The sequence below is a fragment of the Tabrizicola piscis genome (genome assembly GCF_003940805.1).
GTDB lineage: Bacteria > Pseudomonadota > Alphaproteobacteria > Rhodobacterales > Rhodobacteraceae > Tabrizicola > Tabrizicola piscis.
Window position 1 is genome coordinate 3,085,749 of the sequence record NZ_CP034328.1, and the last position, 15,845, is coordinate 3,101,593.

A 15,845-nucleotide genomic window follows, 5' to 3' on the forward strand; every position below is an offset into this window, starting at 1 on the left:
ACTGCCCGATCGATCCTTCAGCCAAGGCGAGACCGCATGCCCCAGCCCCCCCAGTCTGATGACGACCTTGCCAACAAGGTTGATGCCGCCAGCCGTGCGGTCGATTTCATGGACCACGACGCAGGCAAAGGCCGGGTTGACCGGGCCATCAACAAGGTTGCCGAGGTGGCCGGCGTCACTGTTCTGGCAACAATTGTCGTCTTGGTCTTCGGCAATGCCGCAACGCGTTACATCATGAACAGTGCCTTGGTGTGGAGCGACGAACTCGTCCTGTCCCTTCTGCCGTGGCTTGGCATGCTGGGCATGTTCCTGTCGATCCGCCGCCGCCAGATCATCCGGATCGAGTTTCTGTCGGCAAAGCTGCCGGATGGACCGCGCCGGATCTTGTACTGCGTCACTGAACTGCTTGCGGCCGGGGCGTTCATGTGGCTTGCCGTGGCGGCCTTCCAATACATCCAGCTTTTTGGAGGCGACAGGACAATCTATTTGCAGATCCAGAAGGGCTGGTTCCAGGCCGCGCTTCTGATTGGCCCAGCGCTGGCGGCGCTGGCCTACCTGCTGCTCATGATCGAAGAGCTGCGTTCTTCTCGTGGCAAGACACCGACACGCTGACCCTCAGGCACATCATCGCAACCGGAGTCGCCCTGTGACCATTCCAATCCTGTCCATCGTTGTACTGCTGGTTCTTCTGATCCTCGGGACACCGATGGTGGCGGCCCTGCTTCTGGCGGTGGCCATGAACTTCGTTCTGTCAGGACAATGGAGCATCATGGTCCCGCAGACCATGGTGTCCGGGGTCAGCCAGTTCACGCTGATCGCGCTTCCTTTGTTCGTGCTGGCAGGCACCGTGATGAACGCGGGCGGCATTTCGGGCAGGCTGTTCGATTTCGCCCGCGCACTTGTCGGCTGGATGCGCGGCGGTCTGGCGCAAGTGAATGTGCTCACCAGCATGTTCTTTGGCGGCATGATCGGGTCATCGACGGCAGACCTTGCGGGGTCCGGGTCCATCCTCATCCCCGCGATGGAAAAAGAGGGCTATTCCCCCGAAATTTCGGCAGCCATCAGCGCGTCCTCGTCGGGCATCGGGCCGCTGATCCCGCCGTCTTCCCCGATGATCCTCTATTCGGCGGTGACAGGTACGTCGCTTGGCGCGCTGTTTCTGGCGGGGCTGATTCCGGGAATTCTTCTGGGTGTGACCTTCATGGTCCAGATCGCCATTCTGGCGGCCTGGCGCGGGTGGAAACGCCACGGCAACCTGTCGGTGAACGAAATCATCCGGACCGGCAAGCGCGCGCTTTTGGCCTTCGGGATGCCGGGAATCATTGTCGGCGGGCTGGTTTTCGGGGTGTTCACGCCGTCCGAAGGCGGCGCCTTCGCGGTGATCTATGCCATCTTCCTGTCGATGGCGATCTACAGGACGCTGGACCTTCGCGGCCTCTATCGGGTCTTCGTCACCTCGCTGATGATGACGGGGGAACTGTTGATCATCGTCAGCCTGTCATTCGCGCTGGGGGCAAGCCTGTCCAGCGCCCAGGTGCCACAGGCGCTGGCCGGGATGATCGACGTGTTCACACCCGGTGACAGCATGTTCATGCGGCTGCTGATCCTGATGGTTCTGGCGATCATCGCGGGCATGTTCCTTGACCCGCTGATCCCGGTTCTGGTGCCGGTGATCTTGCCAGCCCTGCTGATCCATGATGTCGATCTGCTGCATTTCGGCGTGCTGATGGTGATGGCCGTGGTGATCGGGCAGTTGACGCCGCCCATGGCCATCGCGCTGATCATCACGGGACGCATTGCCCGAACGGACCAGCTGAAGATCTTTGCGGCAAACATGCCGTTCCTGCTTGCCATTCTGGGCTTCACCATCGTTCTGATGGCGGTTCCCGAACTTGCGACGTGGCTGCCATCGCTGATGCGATGACCCGCCGGGCACACCCAAAAACTTTGATGACAAAAGGCCCCTGACACATGTCCACCTCGACCTATCAGGCTAATGACGGCCCCGCCTATGAACGCTTCATCGGACGGTGGAGCCGGCGCGTCGCTGACCGTATCGCCCAGACCGTGCCCATGCTTGGCAACGGGGCGCTGCTGGACGTGGGCTGCGGTACGGGCAGCGTGACGGCTGCGCTTGCCGCGCGCTATCCGGGGCGCAAGGTGGTGGGCGTGGATGTGGCCGAACCTTATCTTGCCTTTGCCCGCGCCCGCTCCGACCAGCCGGGGGTAGAGTTTCACAAGATGGATGCGCTTGCGCTTGAGTTTCCCGACGGCACCTTTGACTCCGCAGTCGCCCTGATTGCCCTGAATTTCATGAGCGACCCCTTGCTGGCCGCGCGCCAGATGGCGCGCGTGGTGCGACCCGGCGGCACGGTCGTGGTTGCAGCGTGGGATTTCCGCGGTGGCCTTGTCTATCAGCGGCTGCTGTGGGACACGGCAGCCGGGATCGACCCTGTGGCCGCCGCAACGCGCGACAAGATCTTCGCCAATCCGCTGGCAAAGCCTGACGGGATGTCGGACCTGCTGCGCGCGGCAGGGTTGGCTGATGTGGAGCGGCGGTCGGAAACCGTGCGGATGGATTTTGCCGATTTTGACGATTACTGGCAACCGTTGCTTGGGGGGCAGGGCCCGGTCGGTGGCTATGTCGCAGCCCTTGAACCCGCCATGCGCGACCGGGTGGCCGAGGCTGTGCGCAAGGCCTATCTGTCGGGCGATGTGGACGGGCCACGATCGCTGACTGCAACGGCTTGGGTCGTAACTGGACGGGTGGCGGGCTAACACATGAAAAACACGCTCAGTCTTTTTGATCGGATCGGCATGGACGTGGGCAAATCCCTGCCGGTCGAAGATGCCATCCGCTGGGCCGCCGCCAATCAGGTGCGATTTCTGGATGTGCAGACCGATCTTGCCCCCAACGCCATGGCCACGATGCAGGATCGCGCACCGGGCATCCGCGCGCTTTCAGCCGAACTTGGCGTCACCCTTGGGCTGCATACGCTGTCTGGCGTGAACATTGCCGAAGTGTCGCCTTTCGTGTCGGAGGCGTCTGACGCCTATCTGCGCTCCTACATCGACCTAGCGGTGACGACGGGGGCGGAATGGGTGATCGTTCATGCGGGCTACCATTTCACGGCAGACTACAAGTCCCGCCGCGTTGCGGGTCTGGAACGCCTGAAGCGGGCCGTCGGCTACGCCGAAGAACAGGGCGTTCTTCTGTTGCTGGAGAACACCAATCGCGAACCTGACGATGCCGAGGTTCACTACCTGTGTTCGTCACTGGAGGAGTGCCAATGGTACTTCAGCGAACTTGCCTCACCGAACCTTGGGATGGCCTTCACCGCCAACCACGCACATCTTTACCCCGAGGATGTAGCAGGCTTTGTCGATGGACTTGACCTGCGGCGCTGCCGCGAGGTGCGGCTTGCTGATTGCCATGGCACGGTGGAAGAGCATCTCTGCCCCGGCGAAGGCAGCATGGACTGGCCCGATATGTTCCGCCGGATCGAGGCTGCCGGCTTTACCGGCCACTACATGAACCAGTTTGGCACGCTGGACGACATGCTGCAGGGGCGCGACTATCTGGTTGAAAAGGCGCGTGAGGTCGGGGTCGTCTGATCCCGGTGATGCCCGTATCAGGAAACGTTCCGTGCGGCCGCGTCCAACGACGCAAGCAGGTCGTTGAACCGTTCGCCCATCCCGCCGACATGTCCGCGCATCGCTTCGGCAGCGGCCACGGCGTCGCCGCGGGCGATGGCGGCGGCAATCATCTCATGTTCCTGATACGACGCGCGGATGCGGTCGCGCGCGCGCAACTGCATCCGGCGATAAGGCTTCAGACGCTTTTGCAGGGTCTCGGCCTGTTCGATCAGAAACTCGTTGCGCCCGGCCTGCCGTATCATCGCGTGGAACACCTCGTTCTCGTAATAGTAGGCGTCGGTATCGGCAGAGTTGAATGCGCGGCCACAGGCCTCATGCGCTTCACTAATTCGGCGCAACGACTCGTCGGTCACCCGGCGGGCCGCAAGCCGCGCGCACATCGCCTCCAATTCGGCCATCACATCGAACATTTCCATCAGCTTGCGCGGGCCAATCTCGGCCACGACCGCGCCCCGCCGCGGGCGGTTCTCAATCAGACCCGAGGCCGACAATTGCAGCAGCGCCTCACGAATCGGGGTGCGCGACACGCCGTAGCGCTCCGCCAGCATCACTTCTTCCAACCGGTCACCTGGGCGCCACTGACCGGTAAGGATCTCCTCCTCCAGCATGTCGCGCAACTCGTCCGAACGCTTGACCATGGCCTGCCCTATCCTTGGGATTTCTGCCGCCCGGTACGGGCAATACGGTTGAAACGCCACAAAGACAAGGATTGCGCAAGGCTGCATCTGTTGTATACAGATATCTAGAAATTGCATCCAGAACCAGCTGGCATGCTGCAACGCCGGTCAGCCCGGCCAAGCAAGACTGTCGGCGTGGTGCGTACCTTGGGGGAAGAGATGAAAGCTTCGGCCCTATTCAGCGATCTTCTGGGCAAAGTGGCAGTTATCGGTCGCGCCATGGCACCGACGAACGGCGTCGACATGACGATCGAAGACCGATGTGCCGCGCTTCTGGCAGGGCGGGGCGAAGCGACCGAACTTGGGTTGGCCCGCGATATCCTGGATCGCTTTGCCAAGCTTGACCCCAAGGACAAACAGGCTTTCTTTTCCACAGTCCAGACCCGCTTTGGCGTTGACCGTCCGGCCCTTGCACGGGCGTTGGCGGACCTTGACCGCGCGGATGACGAGGACGCTGCGCGCAACATCCACTTTGCCAGCGAACCCCGCAGCCAGGAATTGATCCGACGCCTGAACCGGGCACCAAACGGCACCCGCGATCTGGTCGCGATACGCCGCGATCTGTTGCGGGCGATCCAGAAGGACCCGCGTCTGGCGATGCTGGATGCCGATTTTCAGCATCTTCTGGGATCATGGTTCAACCGGGGTTTTCTGGAACTGCGGCGCATCGACTGGTCGACCCCGGCGGCAATTCTTGAAAAGATCATCGGGTACGAGGCGGTGCATGCCATCAACGGTTGGGACGATCTGCGCCGCCGCGTGGCCGCCCCCGACCGCTTGCTGTTCGCGTTCTTCCACCCGGCGCTGCGCGACGACCCGCTGATCTTCGTTGAGGTGGCGCTGGCCGTCGAGATACCTGCCTCCATCGCACCGATCCTTGCCAAGGACCGCCGTCCGATCGACCCGTCCCACGCCCGCGTTGCGGTTTTCTATTCGATCTCGAACTGCCAGGAAGGCTTGCGCGGCATCTCGTTCGGGAACTTCCTGATCAAGCAAGTGGTAGAAGAGTTGCGGCACGGTTATCCGAGCCTTGACACTTTCGTCACCCTGTCACCGGTACCAGGGTTCCGCCGCTGGCTTTCCGCAGAACTTGCCAAGGGCAGCACGGGCCTTCTGAACGACACCGAACGCGCTGCCTTGACCGCTTGCGCAGGACCCGTGCCGCCGCCACCTGACCTCTGCGGTGCGCTGGCGGTCAGGTATTTGTTGCAGGCCCGCAACCCTGCGGGCCAGCCTGTCGATCCAGTGGCGCGCTTCCATCTGGGCAACGGCGCCAGGGTCGAACGGATCAACCCCGAAGCAGACCCCGGCGCAAGGGCGCAAGGGGAATCCTGGGGCGTAATGGTCAACTACCTTTATGACCTTGCCGCCATTGAAAGGAACCATGAGGCCTATGCAAACAGCGGTGTTGTTGCCGCCTCGGCCCAGGTGCGCAAGCTGTTGCCGCGACGCTGAAGGAAGTCCCGCATGTACGACGCAAATCATCTGATCCACCATCTGCGGGCATCTTCTGTCGGGCGTGATGACAGCGTGTTCGCCCTGACGCCTGGCGCAGGGACGGTGACATTTGGTGACCTGTTTGATCAGGCAGAACGTATCGCGGCGGCGCTGGTGGCAGCGGGATTGGCTCCGGGTGACAGGGTCGCCGCGCAAATTCAGAAAAGCACGACCGCCTTGGCGCTGTATCTGGGTACGGTCATGGCGGGCGGCGTCTTTCTGCCGCTGAACACGGCCTATACCGACGCTGAAATGACGTACTTCCTTGGTGACGCCCAGCCCTGCGTTCTGGTCTGCGATCCTTCATCCGTTATGGGTCTCGGCGACATTGCCCAAACCCAGGGGATCCGGGCAGTGTTCACGCTGGGTCCCGATGGCACGGGAACGCTGACCGAGGCGTCAGCACGCACCGGCTCGGGGTTCAGGCCCGTGCCACGCGGCCCGGACGATCTGGCCGCAATGCTATACACCAGCGGCACCACCGGTCGGTCAAAAGGCGCGATGCTCAGCCACGGCAACCTTGTGTCCAACGCCCTTGCCTTGGCCGAGGTCTGGCGGTTCAGCCAAATTGACGTGCTGATCCATGCCCTGCCGATCTTCCACACGCATGGCCTGTTCGTGGCAACGAACGTCTCGCTGGTTTCGGGGGCGTCGCTGGTCTTTCTGCCTGCCTTCGACCCGGATGCCATTATCGCCGCCTTGCCGCTGGCGACTGTATTGATGGGAGTGCCTACCTTCTATGTCCGGCTGCTTGACCATCCGTCGTTGACGGGTGCGGCGGTGGCGGGGATGCGGCTCTTCATTTCGGGCTCAGCGCCGCTGCTGGCAGAAACGCACGCCCGGTGGAGACGGGCAACCGGCCATGCGATCCTTGAACGCTACGGGATGACCGAAACCAACATGAACACCTCGAACCCTTACGACGGTCCCCGCATCGCCGGGACGGTCGGCCTTGCGCTGCCCGGAATCGAGGTGCGCGTCTGCGATCCCGCAACAGGCACACCATTGCCCAGCGGTCAGGTCGGCTCGATCGAGATTCGCGGGCCAAACGTATTCAAGGGCTATTGGCAGATGCCCGAGAAGACCGCAGCCGAGTTTCGAAAGAACGGGTTTTTCATCAGTGGTGATCTGGGATCACTGGACGCAGCGGGCTATCTGACGATCGTCGGCCGGTCAAAGGACCTGATCATTTCCGGCGGCTACAACATCTATCCCAAGGAGGTGGAGGATGCGATCGACTCCATCCCCGGAGTTCTGGAAAGCGCAGTCATCGGACTGGCCCACGCCGATCTGGGCGAGGTTGTCGCGGCAGTCGTCGTTTTGGCCAAGGATGCGGAACTGACCGAAGCAGCCATATTCTCCCGGCTTCAGGGCCAGCTTGCCCGGTTCAAGCAGCCTCGCGCGTTGTGGTTCGCGCCGTCGCTGCCGCGCAACGCCATGGGCAAAGTGTTGAAGAACGTCTTGCGTGACAAGTTCTCGGAAGCTTCGCGGCCCTGACCATTGTCACAGGCAGGCTTGGCGGCCTCAAGGCTGTTTGAAGAATGCTCCGATGGTGCCTTCCTGCGCCCGCCTCGCTCGGCGGTCGGGCAAATGTCCCCATTTGCTTGGCAACTATGCCGCCGCGACCGCCACCGATATGCCTCCGCCTGTCACTTGCAGATCACTTTCTACTGACAACGCCACCAATACTGCCGGTTGGGGTGCTTGGGTTGCGCAGAGGATCAAAACTCTCTCTGACCGATCCTAGGGAACACTTTCGTGCCGAAACATCCCCTGTCTTTGGAATGGCCCAATTCGCATTCTCTTGTCACATTACACGACAAGATAGATCGTTTTTTGGAGCACAACATGTCTCTCCATATCGTCGGTTTTGCCGGCAGCCTAAGCCGCCCGTCGAAAGCCCGTTTGCTGATCGATCTGGTCACGACACGGGCAGCCGCTGCGCTGCGCGCTTCGGCCGCTACTTATGATCTGACTGACCTCCAGCCTGGACTAGGCACTGCCCAAACGCTGAGCGATATCGAGGGTCCGCCGCGTGCAATCGTGGACTCGCTTCTTTCAGCCGATGCGCTAGTCGTGGGCAGCCCGGTCTACAAGGGCAGCTACACGGGGCTTTTCAAGCATCTCTTCGACCTGTTCGACCCTGCAGCTCTTGCGGGCAAGCCGGTGCTGCTGACTGCAACTGGCGGCGGTGAAAGGCACGCTTTAGTCATCGAACATCAGCTTCGACCACTGTTTGGCTTCTTCGAAGCGGTCACTTTGCCGACCGGCATTTATGCCTCAGGCGCGGATTTCAGCGACGGGGTACCCACCTCGCCCGCACTTCTGGCGCGTATCGACCGCGCTATCATCCAGTTCCAGACTACGCTGCCGCACCGGCCTGCCGCTACCGCCGCCTAGTCCAACCATCCTTCTCTGAACCCCACGACCCGCTGTTCGGCGGGACCAATCCCGGCTTGACCGAAAGGACCCAGACCATGCCCACCACTCGCAAAATCCGCCTTGGTGCTTTCCTTCCCGGCGGCGGCCAGCACGTCGCCGCCTGGCGCCATCCTGAGAGCCCCCCCGATGGTGCGACCAGCTTCGACCTTCACCTCAAGCTTGCGCAAGAGGCCGAGCGGGGGCTCTTCGACGCTTACTTCTTGGCCGACAACCTCTCGATCGCTTTCGGAGGCGGGATCGAGGGTGGCAATGCCAAGGTCGCGGGGTTTGAACCCGTTACGCTCTTTTCCGCGCTCGCCCCCTTGACGAAAAACCTCGGCTTCATCGCTACCGCCTCCACGACCTATGAAGAACCCTACAACACCGCGCGTAAATTCGCGTCGCTCGACCTTATTTCTGGCGGGCGCGCGGGCTGGAATGTGGTTACGACCGCCACCGAGGCTGCGGCACACAACTTCAACCTCGACCAGCAGCACCCGCATGCCTTCCGCTACAAGCGGGCCGCAGAGCATGTGGAGGTGGTAAAGAAGCTTTGGGACAGCTTCGAGGATGACGCCTTCCTGCGGGACAAGGTGACGGGTCGGTTCTTCGATCCCGACAAGGTCCATCCCGCAGACCACAAGGGCGAGCATTTCAAGGTGCGCGGCCCGCTGAATGTCAGCCGCAGCGCCCAAGGTCACCCGGTGATCGTTCAGGCCGGCCAGTCGGATGACGGCCGCGGCTTAGCGGCGGCAACGGCCGAGGTGATCTTCACGGCCCACCAAAAGCTGGACACCGCGCAAGAGTTTTACCGTGACATCAAGGCCCGTGCGCGCGGCTTCGGACGGAACCCCGACCACATCCTGGTCATGCCCGGCGTGTCCCCCTTCATCGGCCGGGCCGAGGCTGAGGCGCGCGAGAAGTATGATCGCTTGACCAGCCTTATCCTGGAAGAAGATGGCATCGCCCTGATCAAGGGCCTTACCGGTGGCACGCTGGACCTGACCGGCGTCGATCTTGACGGACCGCTGCCGCCGGTGGAGCCGACCGAGGGGATGAAGTCGCGCCAAGCCCTCATCCGTCAGATTGCGGATGAGAACGGCTTCACCATTCGCCAGCTTTACCAGCACGTTGCATCCGCACGGGGGCATTTCACTGTGGTCGGTACGCCGACGCAGATCGTCGATATCCTTGAAGACTGGTTCCAGAACGAAGGGGCGGATGGGTTCAACATCCTGCCGCCCTGGCTGCCGACCGGGTTGACTGACTTCGTGGACCTTGTTGTTCCGGAACTGCAGCGTCGGGGACTGTTCCGCACGGCCTACGAAGGCCGCACCCTGCGCGAAAACCTTGGCCTGCCTTTCCCCGAAAACCGTTGGGCGGTCGAGCGTCGCGCCGCACACGCCGCGGAGTAAGCCCATGACCTTCCAGAGCCTCGATACCTCCTCCCCATCGCGGCCTGTCGAAGTCCCCCCTGGTGCAATGATCCTGCGCCGGGGGGTGGCGGGTGCAGGCGAGATCATCCGCCGCTTCGGCCTGCTGCTGGGCTTCCTCGTCTTCTGGCAGATCGGCTCCACCTTTGGCTGGATCAACCCCACGGTCTTCCCGCCCCTAGACAAGATTTTGGCTGCCACCTGGACTGGCGTTGTCGGCGGAGCCCTGTTGGATGACATCGCGATAAGCCTGCAACGCTCCGGCCTCGCCTTTGCCGCCGCTGTGACCCTTGGCATCCCGATGGGCTTATTCATGGGCCAGATCCGCGCGGTCGAACAGGCGCTGGACCCGATCCTGCAGTTCTTCCGCCAAACCTCGGCCCTTGCCCTCTATCCGGTGTTCATCCTGCTTCTGGGTCTGGGCGAGGCGTCCAAAGTCTTCGTGATCTTCTGGGCTACCCTGTTCCCGATCCTGCTGGCCACCATCGGCGGCGTGAAGGAAGTGGACCGCAAGCTGATCGAGATGGCTGCCACCTTCGGCGCCTCGCGCGGCACGATCTTTCGCCGTGTGGTCCTGCCAGCGAGTGTGCCGTCCATCTTCGTCGGGCTTCGCCTGTCGGCCACGACAGCCCTACTTCTGCTGATCGCTGCCGAGATGATTGGCGCGAACAAGGGCCTCGGGTTTCAGGTGATGAATGCCCAATACAACTTCCAGATCCCGCAGATGTTCGCGGCGATCCTGCTTCTGGCGATCCTTGGCCTGTCAGCCAATGCCGCCCTTGTCACGCTGCAGCGCCGCCTGTGCCGCTGGGCCGACCTGAATCACTGACACCTCCCTCAAACCAAAGGAACCCATCATGACCCTCTCCCTTCGCACCCTTGCCCTGTCCACCATCCTTGGCCTGTCTCTGACCCCGGCCTCGGCCGAAGTGACGATCCGTTATCTCGCCAGCCAAGGTGGGCTGAACGCACACGAACTGGCCGCCGAACTTGGCTACTTCGACGGCACCGGCATCACGATTGAAAACGTCGGCTATGCCCAAGGCGGGCCAGCGTCCCTTGTCGCCCTGTCCGGAGGCAGCGTTGAGCTTGGCTCGGCGGCCACGGCTGCCGCGCTGAACTCCATCGCGGCCGGGAATGACTTCGTCGCCGCCTTCCCGTCAAATGGCATCAATGACGAGGCGCAGTCGATCTTCTACGTGCTGGACGATAGCCCGATCAAGACGATTGAAGACATTGTGGGCAAGACGATTGCCGTCAATACGCTGGGCGCACACCTGGACTACGTTGTGCGCGAGGCGTTGCACCAAAAGGGCCTTCCGGAAGACAGCGCCAACCTGATCGTCGTGCCGGGACCGCAGCTGGAGCAGGTTCTCCGGTCGGGGCAGGTCGATGTGTCCGCCTTCGGATACTGGCAGACCACCTTCACCGGTGCGGCGTTGCAGAACGGTGGGTTGCGGGCCGTGTTCGACGACACCGACGTGCTTGGCGAGATTGCTGGCGGCTTCATCGTGCTGCGCCGCGACTGGATCGAGGCACACCCGGAGGAGGCGAAAGCCTTCGTCGAAGGTTCAGTCAAGGCGTTGGACTTTGCCCGGGAAAATCCCGAGGAGACGAAAGCGATCTTCGCCCGCGTTCTGGCCGAACGGGGCGAGAACCCGGAGGTCGCGCAGTTCTTCGCAGGCTATGGCGTTCGCGCGGGCGGTCTTCCGGTGGAACGTGACGTTCAGTTCTGGATCGACGTGCTGGAGCGTCAGGGAACCGTCGAAAAGGGCAGGCTGGTTGCCAAGGACATCCTCTATGTAACGGGCGACAGCCCGGTCACCAACTGAGGCCGGGGCAATGACCCTGTTTGAAACAACCCGTCGTGGAGAGGTCACCGTGCGTGACCTCTCCAAATCCTTCACGCTGAACGGCCAGCGTTTGAATGTCCTGCGCAACCTGCAGCTTGATGTGCAGAGCGGTGAAGCGCTGGCGATCGTCGGCCCATCCGGCTGCGGCAAGACCACGCTTCTGCGCGTGCTTGCTGGACTGGAAAGCCCCGACAAGGGAGAGGTGCTGATCGACGGCCATCCGGTGCAGGGCGTCGGCACCGAGCGGGCGATCATTTTCCAGGAGCCGCGCCTGCTGCCTTGGCTCACGGTTTTGGGAAACGTGGCATTCGGCCTGCAGGTTCGCGGAAAGCCGCGCGAAAGTGCCGAAGCCCGCGCGCGCCACTATATCAGCCTCGTCGGCCTGGCCGAGTTCGAGAGCGCCTTCCCCCGTCAATTGTCGGGCGGTATGGCACAACGCGTAGGCATCGCGCGCGCCTTGACGGTGCAACCCGAGATCCTCCTGCTTGACGAACCGCTCGGAGCGCTAGACGCGATGACAAAGCTGACCATGCAAGAGGAACTGTCGCGCATCTGGCGCGAGGAAAAGGTGACTATGATCCTTGTCACGCATGATCTGGAGGAAGCCATCTACCTCGCGGATCGTGTGCTGGTTCTGCCCAAAGAAAAGGGCGACATCCCCCGCCTGATTGACGTGAGTCTCCCAAGGCCAAGAGATCGCAGCCACGCGCGCTTCGTCGAGATGCGGCGGAGCCTGATGGCGGAATTTGGTTTGAACTAGGGTCAGGACCGCGCGATTCTGTGAGGGCGGCGGCGCGCATTCGCTTTTTTGTGTTGCGATTTTGGAAGTGGCGCTCTGTCGAAACGTGGATGTGGGCCGTGGCATGGAATGAGGCTAACACCTAAAACTTTCGCATGCGTCGGAACCGCAACATCGCCCACTCTCGTCGTCGGAACGGCAGGTGCGAGTTCTCGGCCCGGTTGTTGAGCCAAAGTCCCATCTCGCGATCATCGCCGCGCTAATCTCGATGCCGCTCGTGCAAGAGATCCTCCACATTGCGCAGCGACGGAAGAGGCGGATGTAGATCATCACTGCTAGGCGGATGACACTGGGCTCGATTTAGAGCAGCGGGAAGGGAGCGTTTTGCCACGCAGGCAACTTGCAGAGCGGACTGTCACGAGGCACGCGATGTTCCTTTGACAGCACTCTTGAAGGCAATCTTCGCCATCACTCGCTCCTCGCGCAAAGGACCGAAGCCAATGCGGAAGGGCAGCAGGGCTATGGGTTGAGCGGAAGCGGCAAGAAAGCCCCGGGCGCATCGCCCGGGGACCGTTGTCTTCGGTAGGATTGCTGTCACTCGACGGGGCCCACTGACCAGAACAGCGTCTCGCCCGAGCTGTCGTCGACACCGTCATTGTCGGTCACGACCCACCCTGTCCCTGCCGCGTCGATGGCAAAGCCCTCGACCTTGTCCACTGCATAGCCGTTCAGGACCATGAGATCGGGCAGCAGGTCGCGCACCAGTTCCTTTGTCACAACGGGCAGTGGGCCGCCCAACGCTGCAGGCTTCATCTGCTCGGCGGCAACGCGGTAGAGCTTCTTGACTTCGGCCTTGTCCGCGATCTGGTTGTCGCGTTCGGCGATATAGACCCAGTCACCACGCAGAGTGATTTCCGACAGTCCCATCCAGGCACCATCAGACGGCGCATCCAGCGGATAGTGGACGGCACCCCATGTCATGTCGACAGTGTTGTAAGCCAACAGCTTGACCATGCCCTTGGGGTCATCCTTCCATTCTCGCTGCACCGCCATCCAAAGCCAGTCACCTGCGACCGTGATCCCTTCGAAACCAAAGCGGATCTCGTGGGCCAGAAGCTCCTCGGGCAGGGCGATTTCCTGGGTAATCTCACCCTTGTCGTCGACTTGATAGATCGCATGCGGGATCAGACGGTCGCTACGCCCTTCGCTGGCCAACCAGAATCCGCCGTTGCCATCGGGGGCGATCCCCTCGATGTCCAGCTTTTGCGCGCGGTCGCCGCCGCGGGTGATATCCAGCGCGCCGGTGATGCGCGCGGGCACCGGCGTAGCGTCGATCGTGTAGATGCGCGGCATAGCCCCATAGACGCTGTCAGACACGGCATAAAGCTTGCCTGGTTCCGCAGGGTCAGCCGCCAGCCCTGAGAGTGCGCCCCAGCCGATCAGCGGATTGGTCCCTTCAGACGTCAGCATCGGATAGGCAGCGGGCCCGTCGCCGAGCGCATAGATCATCACATGCGCGGGGGCGAGACCATCGCCGCGCAGGTCCACTTCGTTGGCTGTAGCGAGCAATCCACGCTCGGGGATCGCCACCATGCCTTCGGGGCTGACGCCCGACGGAAGAAGTTGTTTCAGCACTGGTGCCGCAGGGTCGGTCAGGTCATAGACGGCCACGATCGAGGCGCGTTCCGACGCCACGAACGCCATCGGCACACTACCGAAAACTGCAAATTCCACTGACTCCAATTCAGCGCCCTTGGATTGGCTGCGATGTTCCGGGTAGTGGCCGATCGCGACGATGGCGCGTTCCAGGCTATTGCCCGAATCCCACACCAGTGTGCCGTCCTTGCGGAAGATCGACCAGGTTCGTGTGCCGCCGTTCCAGTCACCTTCATTCGTCATTGCGAAGTGATCACCGTCGATCCAGGAAATGCCATCCGGTTCGCGGGGTACAGCCGCTTTGGCGTCTGTGAAGGAGAGGTGCCCGTCGCGGCGGGTGTCGATGCCATCGACCGCCACGTCGCCCGCGTTGAAGTGGCTGGCTACAGCGCCATCGGCGCCAATCACGACGATATGATTGTTTTCCTGCAAGGTGACAACGATCTCGCCTGCAGCGTTCACGTCCAGATATTCCGGCTCTGGGTCATCGGCCCCGATGGTGGCAAGACCGGTCAGGTCGATGCGGACCTGACCTGCACAGTCCACGACGCCCCCAGTGACCGGCAGCTTGACCACGTATCCCGCAGGCATCTGCGGGATCGCGCCATCGTTCACATCTTCATCGCGCTCGTTTTCCACCGCGATTGCCAAGAATGAACCGTCCGGCGCACGGGCGACGGAATCGGGCTGGCCGCCGATGTCGCATTCGGCTGTGATAGACGTGGTGGCCGTGTCGACCGTCACCAGCTTGCCTGACGGCGCGGTGAAATTTTCCGAAGTATTCACGCCCGCGTATATCAGACCACCGACAAACACTGCGGTCGTGGGTTCGCCCCCCATGCTGATATTGCCCAGCCCCTTCGGCGCGGCGGGGTCGGTGATGTCCACCAGCCCGATCACACCCAGCGGACTGTCGGAGTAGACAAGGGTCATGCCGTCTTCCGACGCCGAGATGATCTCGGCCGAGGTTTCGCGGGCCCGGTCTTCGCCTTCGGCCATGTTCTGGGGCGTAGCGAAGGTTGCGATGCGGTTGAAGACCGGCTCGGCGCTGGTCGGCAAGGCTGTGGCAATCGCTAAAGCGGATGTCAGGGAAAGGGAACGAAGATGCATGGCCAATCCTGTCGCGGGTTTCTAACGTCGCAGAATTGGACCATTCGAGTTACAGAGGGGCGACTGCCGCGTAACAGATTTACGTCACGGCAGTCGCAATGCTTTGCGCTGGACGCCGGCGAACCGTCACATTTCTTGGCGCGCGACGAGCCATTCTAATCTCCGCCAGCGTCGGCGGTGCCCGATCTGCAAAGCCAAGGTGGAAACCAGTCCAACTGACGCCTTGCATCGCGAACTTCGTATCTTCGGCAGGAAGATCGATCTCTGCTAGGTCGCGCCGGTCCTACGTTGGGACCTGTTCAATAACCTTCCGCCGTCCGCGCTTGGCCGCTTGCGGCGGCAGCACACCCCCCGCATCCGCCGCAGGCGCGGGTTCCGTCACAACTTCCGATGTGGGTAAGGTGTCTTCGATCACGGTGGTCGGCGCTGCGTCGACTGGCGCATGCGAGGCAACGAACTCACGCATGAAACGCCGCAGTTCCCGAGCTGCGCTGGTGTCCAGTCGGTCACAGAGGTGAACGAAAGCATCGCGCTCCGACTTCTCCACACGAATGACCAGTTGGCTTCCCTTCTTCCTTTTCTTCTTGTCTTTCTCTTTGCTCATGATCTGCCCATCCACATTTTGCATCGACAATGTATATACAAATACTCGTTGCTGATCCAGCGCGATAACCGCGCAAACGACACACGCTGCGCGGTTGGGGGCACACTGGCAAGCAACTGAAGCACGTCATCTACCCCGAGAGTGGAGCATTGATGCAAAACGGCGCTTCACGAAACCTACACCGCATCTTTGCAGCGT

Annotated in this window: 14 protein-coding genes and 2 pseudogenes; 11 read left to right on the plus strand and 5 right to left on the minus strand. The window is 61.9% G+C overall.

Annotated elements, in window-relative coordinates:
- Nucleotides 1-36: 36 nt before the first annotated feature.
- The 4 genes from EI545_RS14955 to EI545_RS14970 are packed head-to-tail and all read left to right on the plus strand — an operon-like array spanning nucleotide 37 to nucleotide 3,615.
- Nucleotides 37-612: a TRAP transporter small permease gene (locus EI545_RS14955; protein WP_125326211.1), complete on the plus strand. Its 576-nt coding sequence runs from the start codon at nucleotides 37-39 to the stop codon at nucleotides 610-612.
- A 34-nt stretch (nucleotides 613-646) separates the two neighbouring features.
- Complete coding sequence (locus tag EI545_RS14960; protein ID WP_125326212.1) at nucleotides 647-1,924, plus strand: TRAP transporter large permease; 1,278 nt, start codon at nucleotides 647-649, stop codon at nucleotides 1,922-1,924.
- A 47-nt stretch (nucleotides 1,925-1,971) separates the two neighbouring features.
- Nucleotides 1,972-2,778 (plus strand): class I SAM-dependent methyltransferase, encoded by an 807-nt coding sequence (locus EI545_RS14965; protein ID WP_125326213.1) that lies wholly within the window; start codon nucleotides 1,972-1,974, stop codon nucleotides 2,776-2,778.
- A 3-nt stretch (nucleotides 2,779-2,781) separates the two neighbouring features.
- Nucleotides 2,782-3,615 (plus strand): sugar phosphate isomerase/epimerase family protein, encoded by an 834-nt coding sequence (locus EI545_RS14970; RefSeq protein ID WP_125326214.1) that lies wholly within the window; start codon nucleotides 2,782-2,784, stop codon nucleotides 3,613-3,615.
- Nucleotides 3,616-3,632: 17 nt separating this feature from the next.
- Here EI545_RS14970 and EI545_RS14975 read toward each other — a convergent pair whose 3' ends face one another.
- Nucleotides 3,633-4,295, minus strand: a complete 663-nt coding sequence (locus EI545_RS14975) for a GntR family transcriptional regulator (protein WP_125326215.1) — start codon at nucleotides 4,293-4,295, stop codon at nucleotides 3,633-3,635.
- 198 nt (nucleotides 4,296-4,493) lie between these two features.
- Between EI545_RS14975 and EI545_RS14980 the strand changes: the two genes are divergently transcribed.
- From EI545_RS14980 to EI545_RS15010, 7 genes are all read left to right on the plus strand, one after another.
- Nucleotides 4,494-5,789, plus strand: a complete 1,296-nt coding sequence (locus EI545_RS14980) for a malonyl-CoA decarboxylase (RefSeq protein WP_125326216.1) — start codon at nucleotides 4,494-4,496, stop codon at nucleotides 5,787-5,789.
- 12 nt (nucleotides 5,790-5,801) lie between these two features.
- The gene (locus EI545_RS14985; protein ID WP_125326217.1) at nucleotides 5,802-7,328 is read left to right on the plus strand and encodes a malonate--CoA ligase; all 1,527 of its coding nucleotides are present in this window, start codon (nucleotides 5,802-5,804) and stop codon (nucleotides 7,326-7,328) included.
- Nucleotides 7,329-7,589: 261 nt separating this feature from the next.
- Nucleotides 7,590-8,231, plus strand: a complete 642-nt coding sequence (gene msuE, locus EI545_RS14990; protein ID WP_245990074.1) for an FMN reductase — start codon at nucleotides 7,590-7,592, stop codon at nucleotides 8,229-8,231.
- Between the two features lie 77 nt (nucleotides 8,232-8,308).
- On the plus strand, nucleotides 8,309-9,667 hold the full coding sequence (locus EI545_RS14995; RefSeq protein ID WP_125326218.1) for an LLM class flavin-dependent oxidoreductase: 1,359 nt from the start codon (nucleotides 8,309-8,311) through the stop codon (nucleotides 9,665-9,667).
- Between the two features lie 4 nt (nucleotides 9,668-9,671).
- Nucleotides 9,672-10,514 carry an ABC transporter permease gene (locus EI545_RS15000; protein ID WP_125326219.1) on the plus strand — a complete coding sequence of 281 codons (843 nt, stop codon included), beginning with the start codon at nucleotides 9,672-9,674 and terminating at the stop codon, nucleotides 10,512-10,514.
- Nucleotides 10,515-10,542: 28 nt separating this feature from the next.
- The gene (locus tag EI545_RS15005) at nucleotides 10,543-11,517 is read left to right on the plus strand and encodes an ABC transporter substrate-binding protein (RefSeq protein WP_125326220.1); all 975 of its coding nucleotides are present in this window, start codon (nucleotides 10,543-10,545) and stop codon (nucleotides 11,515-11,517) included.
- 10 nt (nucleotides 11,518-11,527) lie between these two features.
- Complete coding sequence (locus EI545_RS15010) at nucleotides 11,528-12,298, plus strand: ABC transporter ATP-binding protein (protein WP_125326221.1); 771 nt, start codon at nucleotides 11,528-11,530, stop codon at nucleotides 12,296-12,298.
- A 126-nt stretch (nucleotides 12,299-12,424) separates the two neighbouring features.
- Here EI545_RS15010 and EI545_RS21845 read toward each other — a convergent pair.
- The 4 genes and pseudogenes from EI545_RS21845 to EI545_RS15020 all read right to left on the minus strand — a co-directional run.
- A pseudogene (locus tag EI545_RS21845) lies at nucleotides 12,425-12,515 on the minus strand (IS6 family transposase); the annotation flags it as partial.
- Between the two features lie 19 nt (nucleotides 12,516-12,534).
- A pseudogene (locus tag EI545_RS21850) lies at nucleotides 12,535-12,637 on the minus strand (IS6 family transposase); the annotation flags it as partial.
- Nucleotides 12,638-12,871: 234 nt separating this feature from the next.
- Nucleotides 12,872-15,043, minus strand: a complete 2,172-nt coding sequence (locus EI545_RS15015) for an esterase-like activity of phytase family protein (RefSeq protein WP_125326222.1) — start codon at nucleotides 15,041-15,043, stop codon at nucleotides 12,872-12,874.
- A gap of 283 nt (nucleotides 15,044-15,326) precedes the next feature.
- Nucleotides 15,327-15,671, minus strand: coding sequence for a hypothetical protein (locus EI545_RS15020; RefSeq protein ID WP_125326223.1), 345 nt, complete (start codon nucleotides 15,669-15,671; stop codon nucleotides 15,327-15,329).
- Between the last annotated feature and the right edge of the window lie 174 nt (nucleotides 15,672-15,845).

Excerpts from the sequence above, each read along its gene's own strand:
- EI545_RS14955 (WP_125326211.1), top strand. The coding sequence starts at position 37 with ATGCCCCAGCCCCCCCAGTCTGATGACGACCTTGCCAACAAGGTTGAT.
- EI545_RS14965 (WP_125326213.1), top strand. The coding sequence starts at position 1,972 with ATGTCCACCTCGACCTATCAGGCTAATGACGGCCCCGCCTATGAACGC.
- EI545_RS14970 (WP_125326214.1), top strand. The coding sequence starts at position 2,782 with ATGAAAAACACGCTCAGTCTTTTTGATCGGATCGGCATGGACGTGGGC.
- EI545_RS14975 (WP_125326215.1), bottom strand. The coding sequence starts at position 4,295 with ATGGTCAAGCGTTCGGACGAGTTGCGCGACATGCTGGAGGAGGAGATC.
- EI545_RS14980 (WP_125326216.1), top strand. The coding sequence starts at position 4,494 with ATGAAAGCTTCGGCCCTATTCAGCGATCTTCTGGGCAAAGTGGCAGTT.
- EI545_RS14985 (WP_125326217.1), top strand. The coding sequence starts at position 5,802 with ATGTACGACGCAAATCATCTGATCCACCATCTGCGGGCATCTTCTGTC.
- EI545_RS14995 (WP_125326218.1), top strand. The coding sequence starts at position 8,309 with ATGCCCACCACTCGCAAAATCCGCCTTGGTGCTTTCCTTCCCGGCGGC.
- EI545_RS15000 (WP_125326219.1), top strand. The coding sequence starts at position 9,672 with ATGACCTTCCAGAGCCTCGATACCTCCTCCCCATCGCGGCCTGTCGAA.
- EI545_RS15005 (WP_125326220.1), top strand. The coding sequence starts at position 10,543 with ATGACCCTCTCCCTTCGCACCCTTGCCCTGTCCACCATCCTTGGCCTG.
- EI545_RS15010 (WP_125326221.1), top strand. The coding sequence starts at position 11,528 with ATGACCCTGTTTGAAACAACCCGTCGTGGAGAGGTCACCGTGCGTGAC.
- EI545_RS15015 (WP_125326222.1), bottom strand. The coding sequence starts at position 15,043 with ATGCATCTTCGTTCCCTTTCCCTGACATCCGCTTTAGCGATTGCCACA.
- EI545_RS15020 (WP_125326223.1), bottom strand. The coding sequence starts at position 15,671 with ATGCAAAATGTGGATGGGCAGATCATGAGCAAAGAGAAAGACAAGAAG.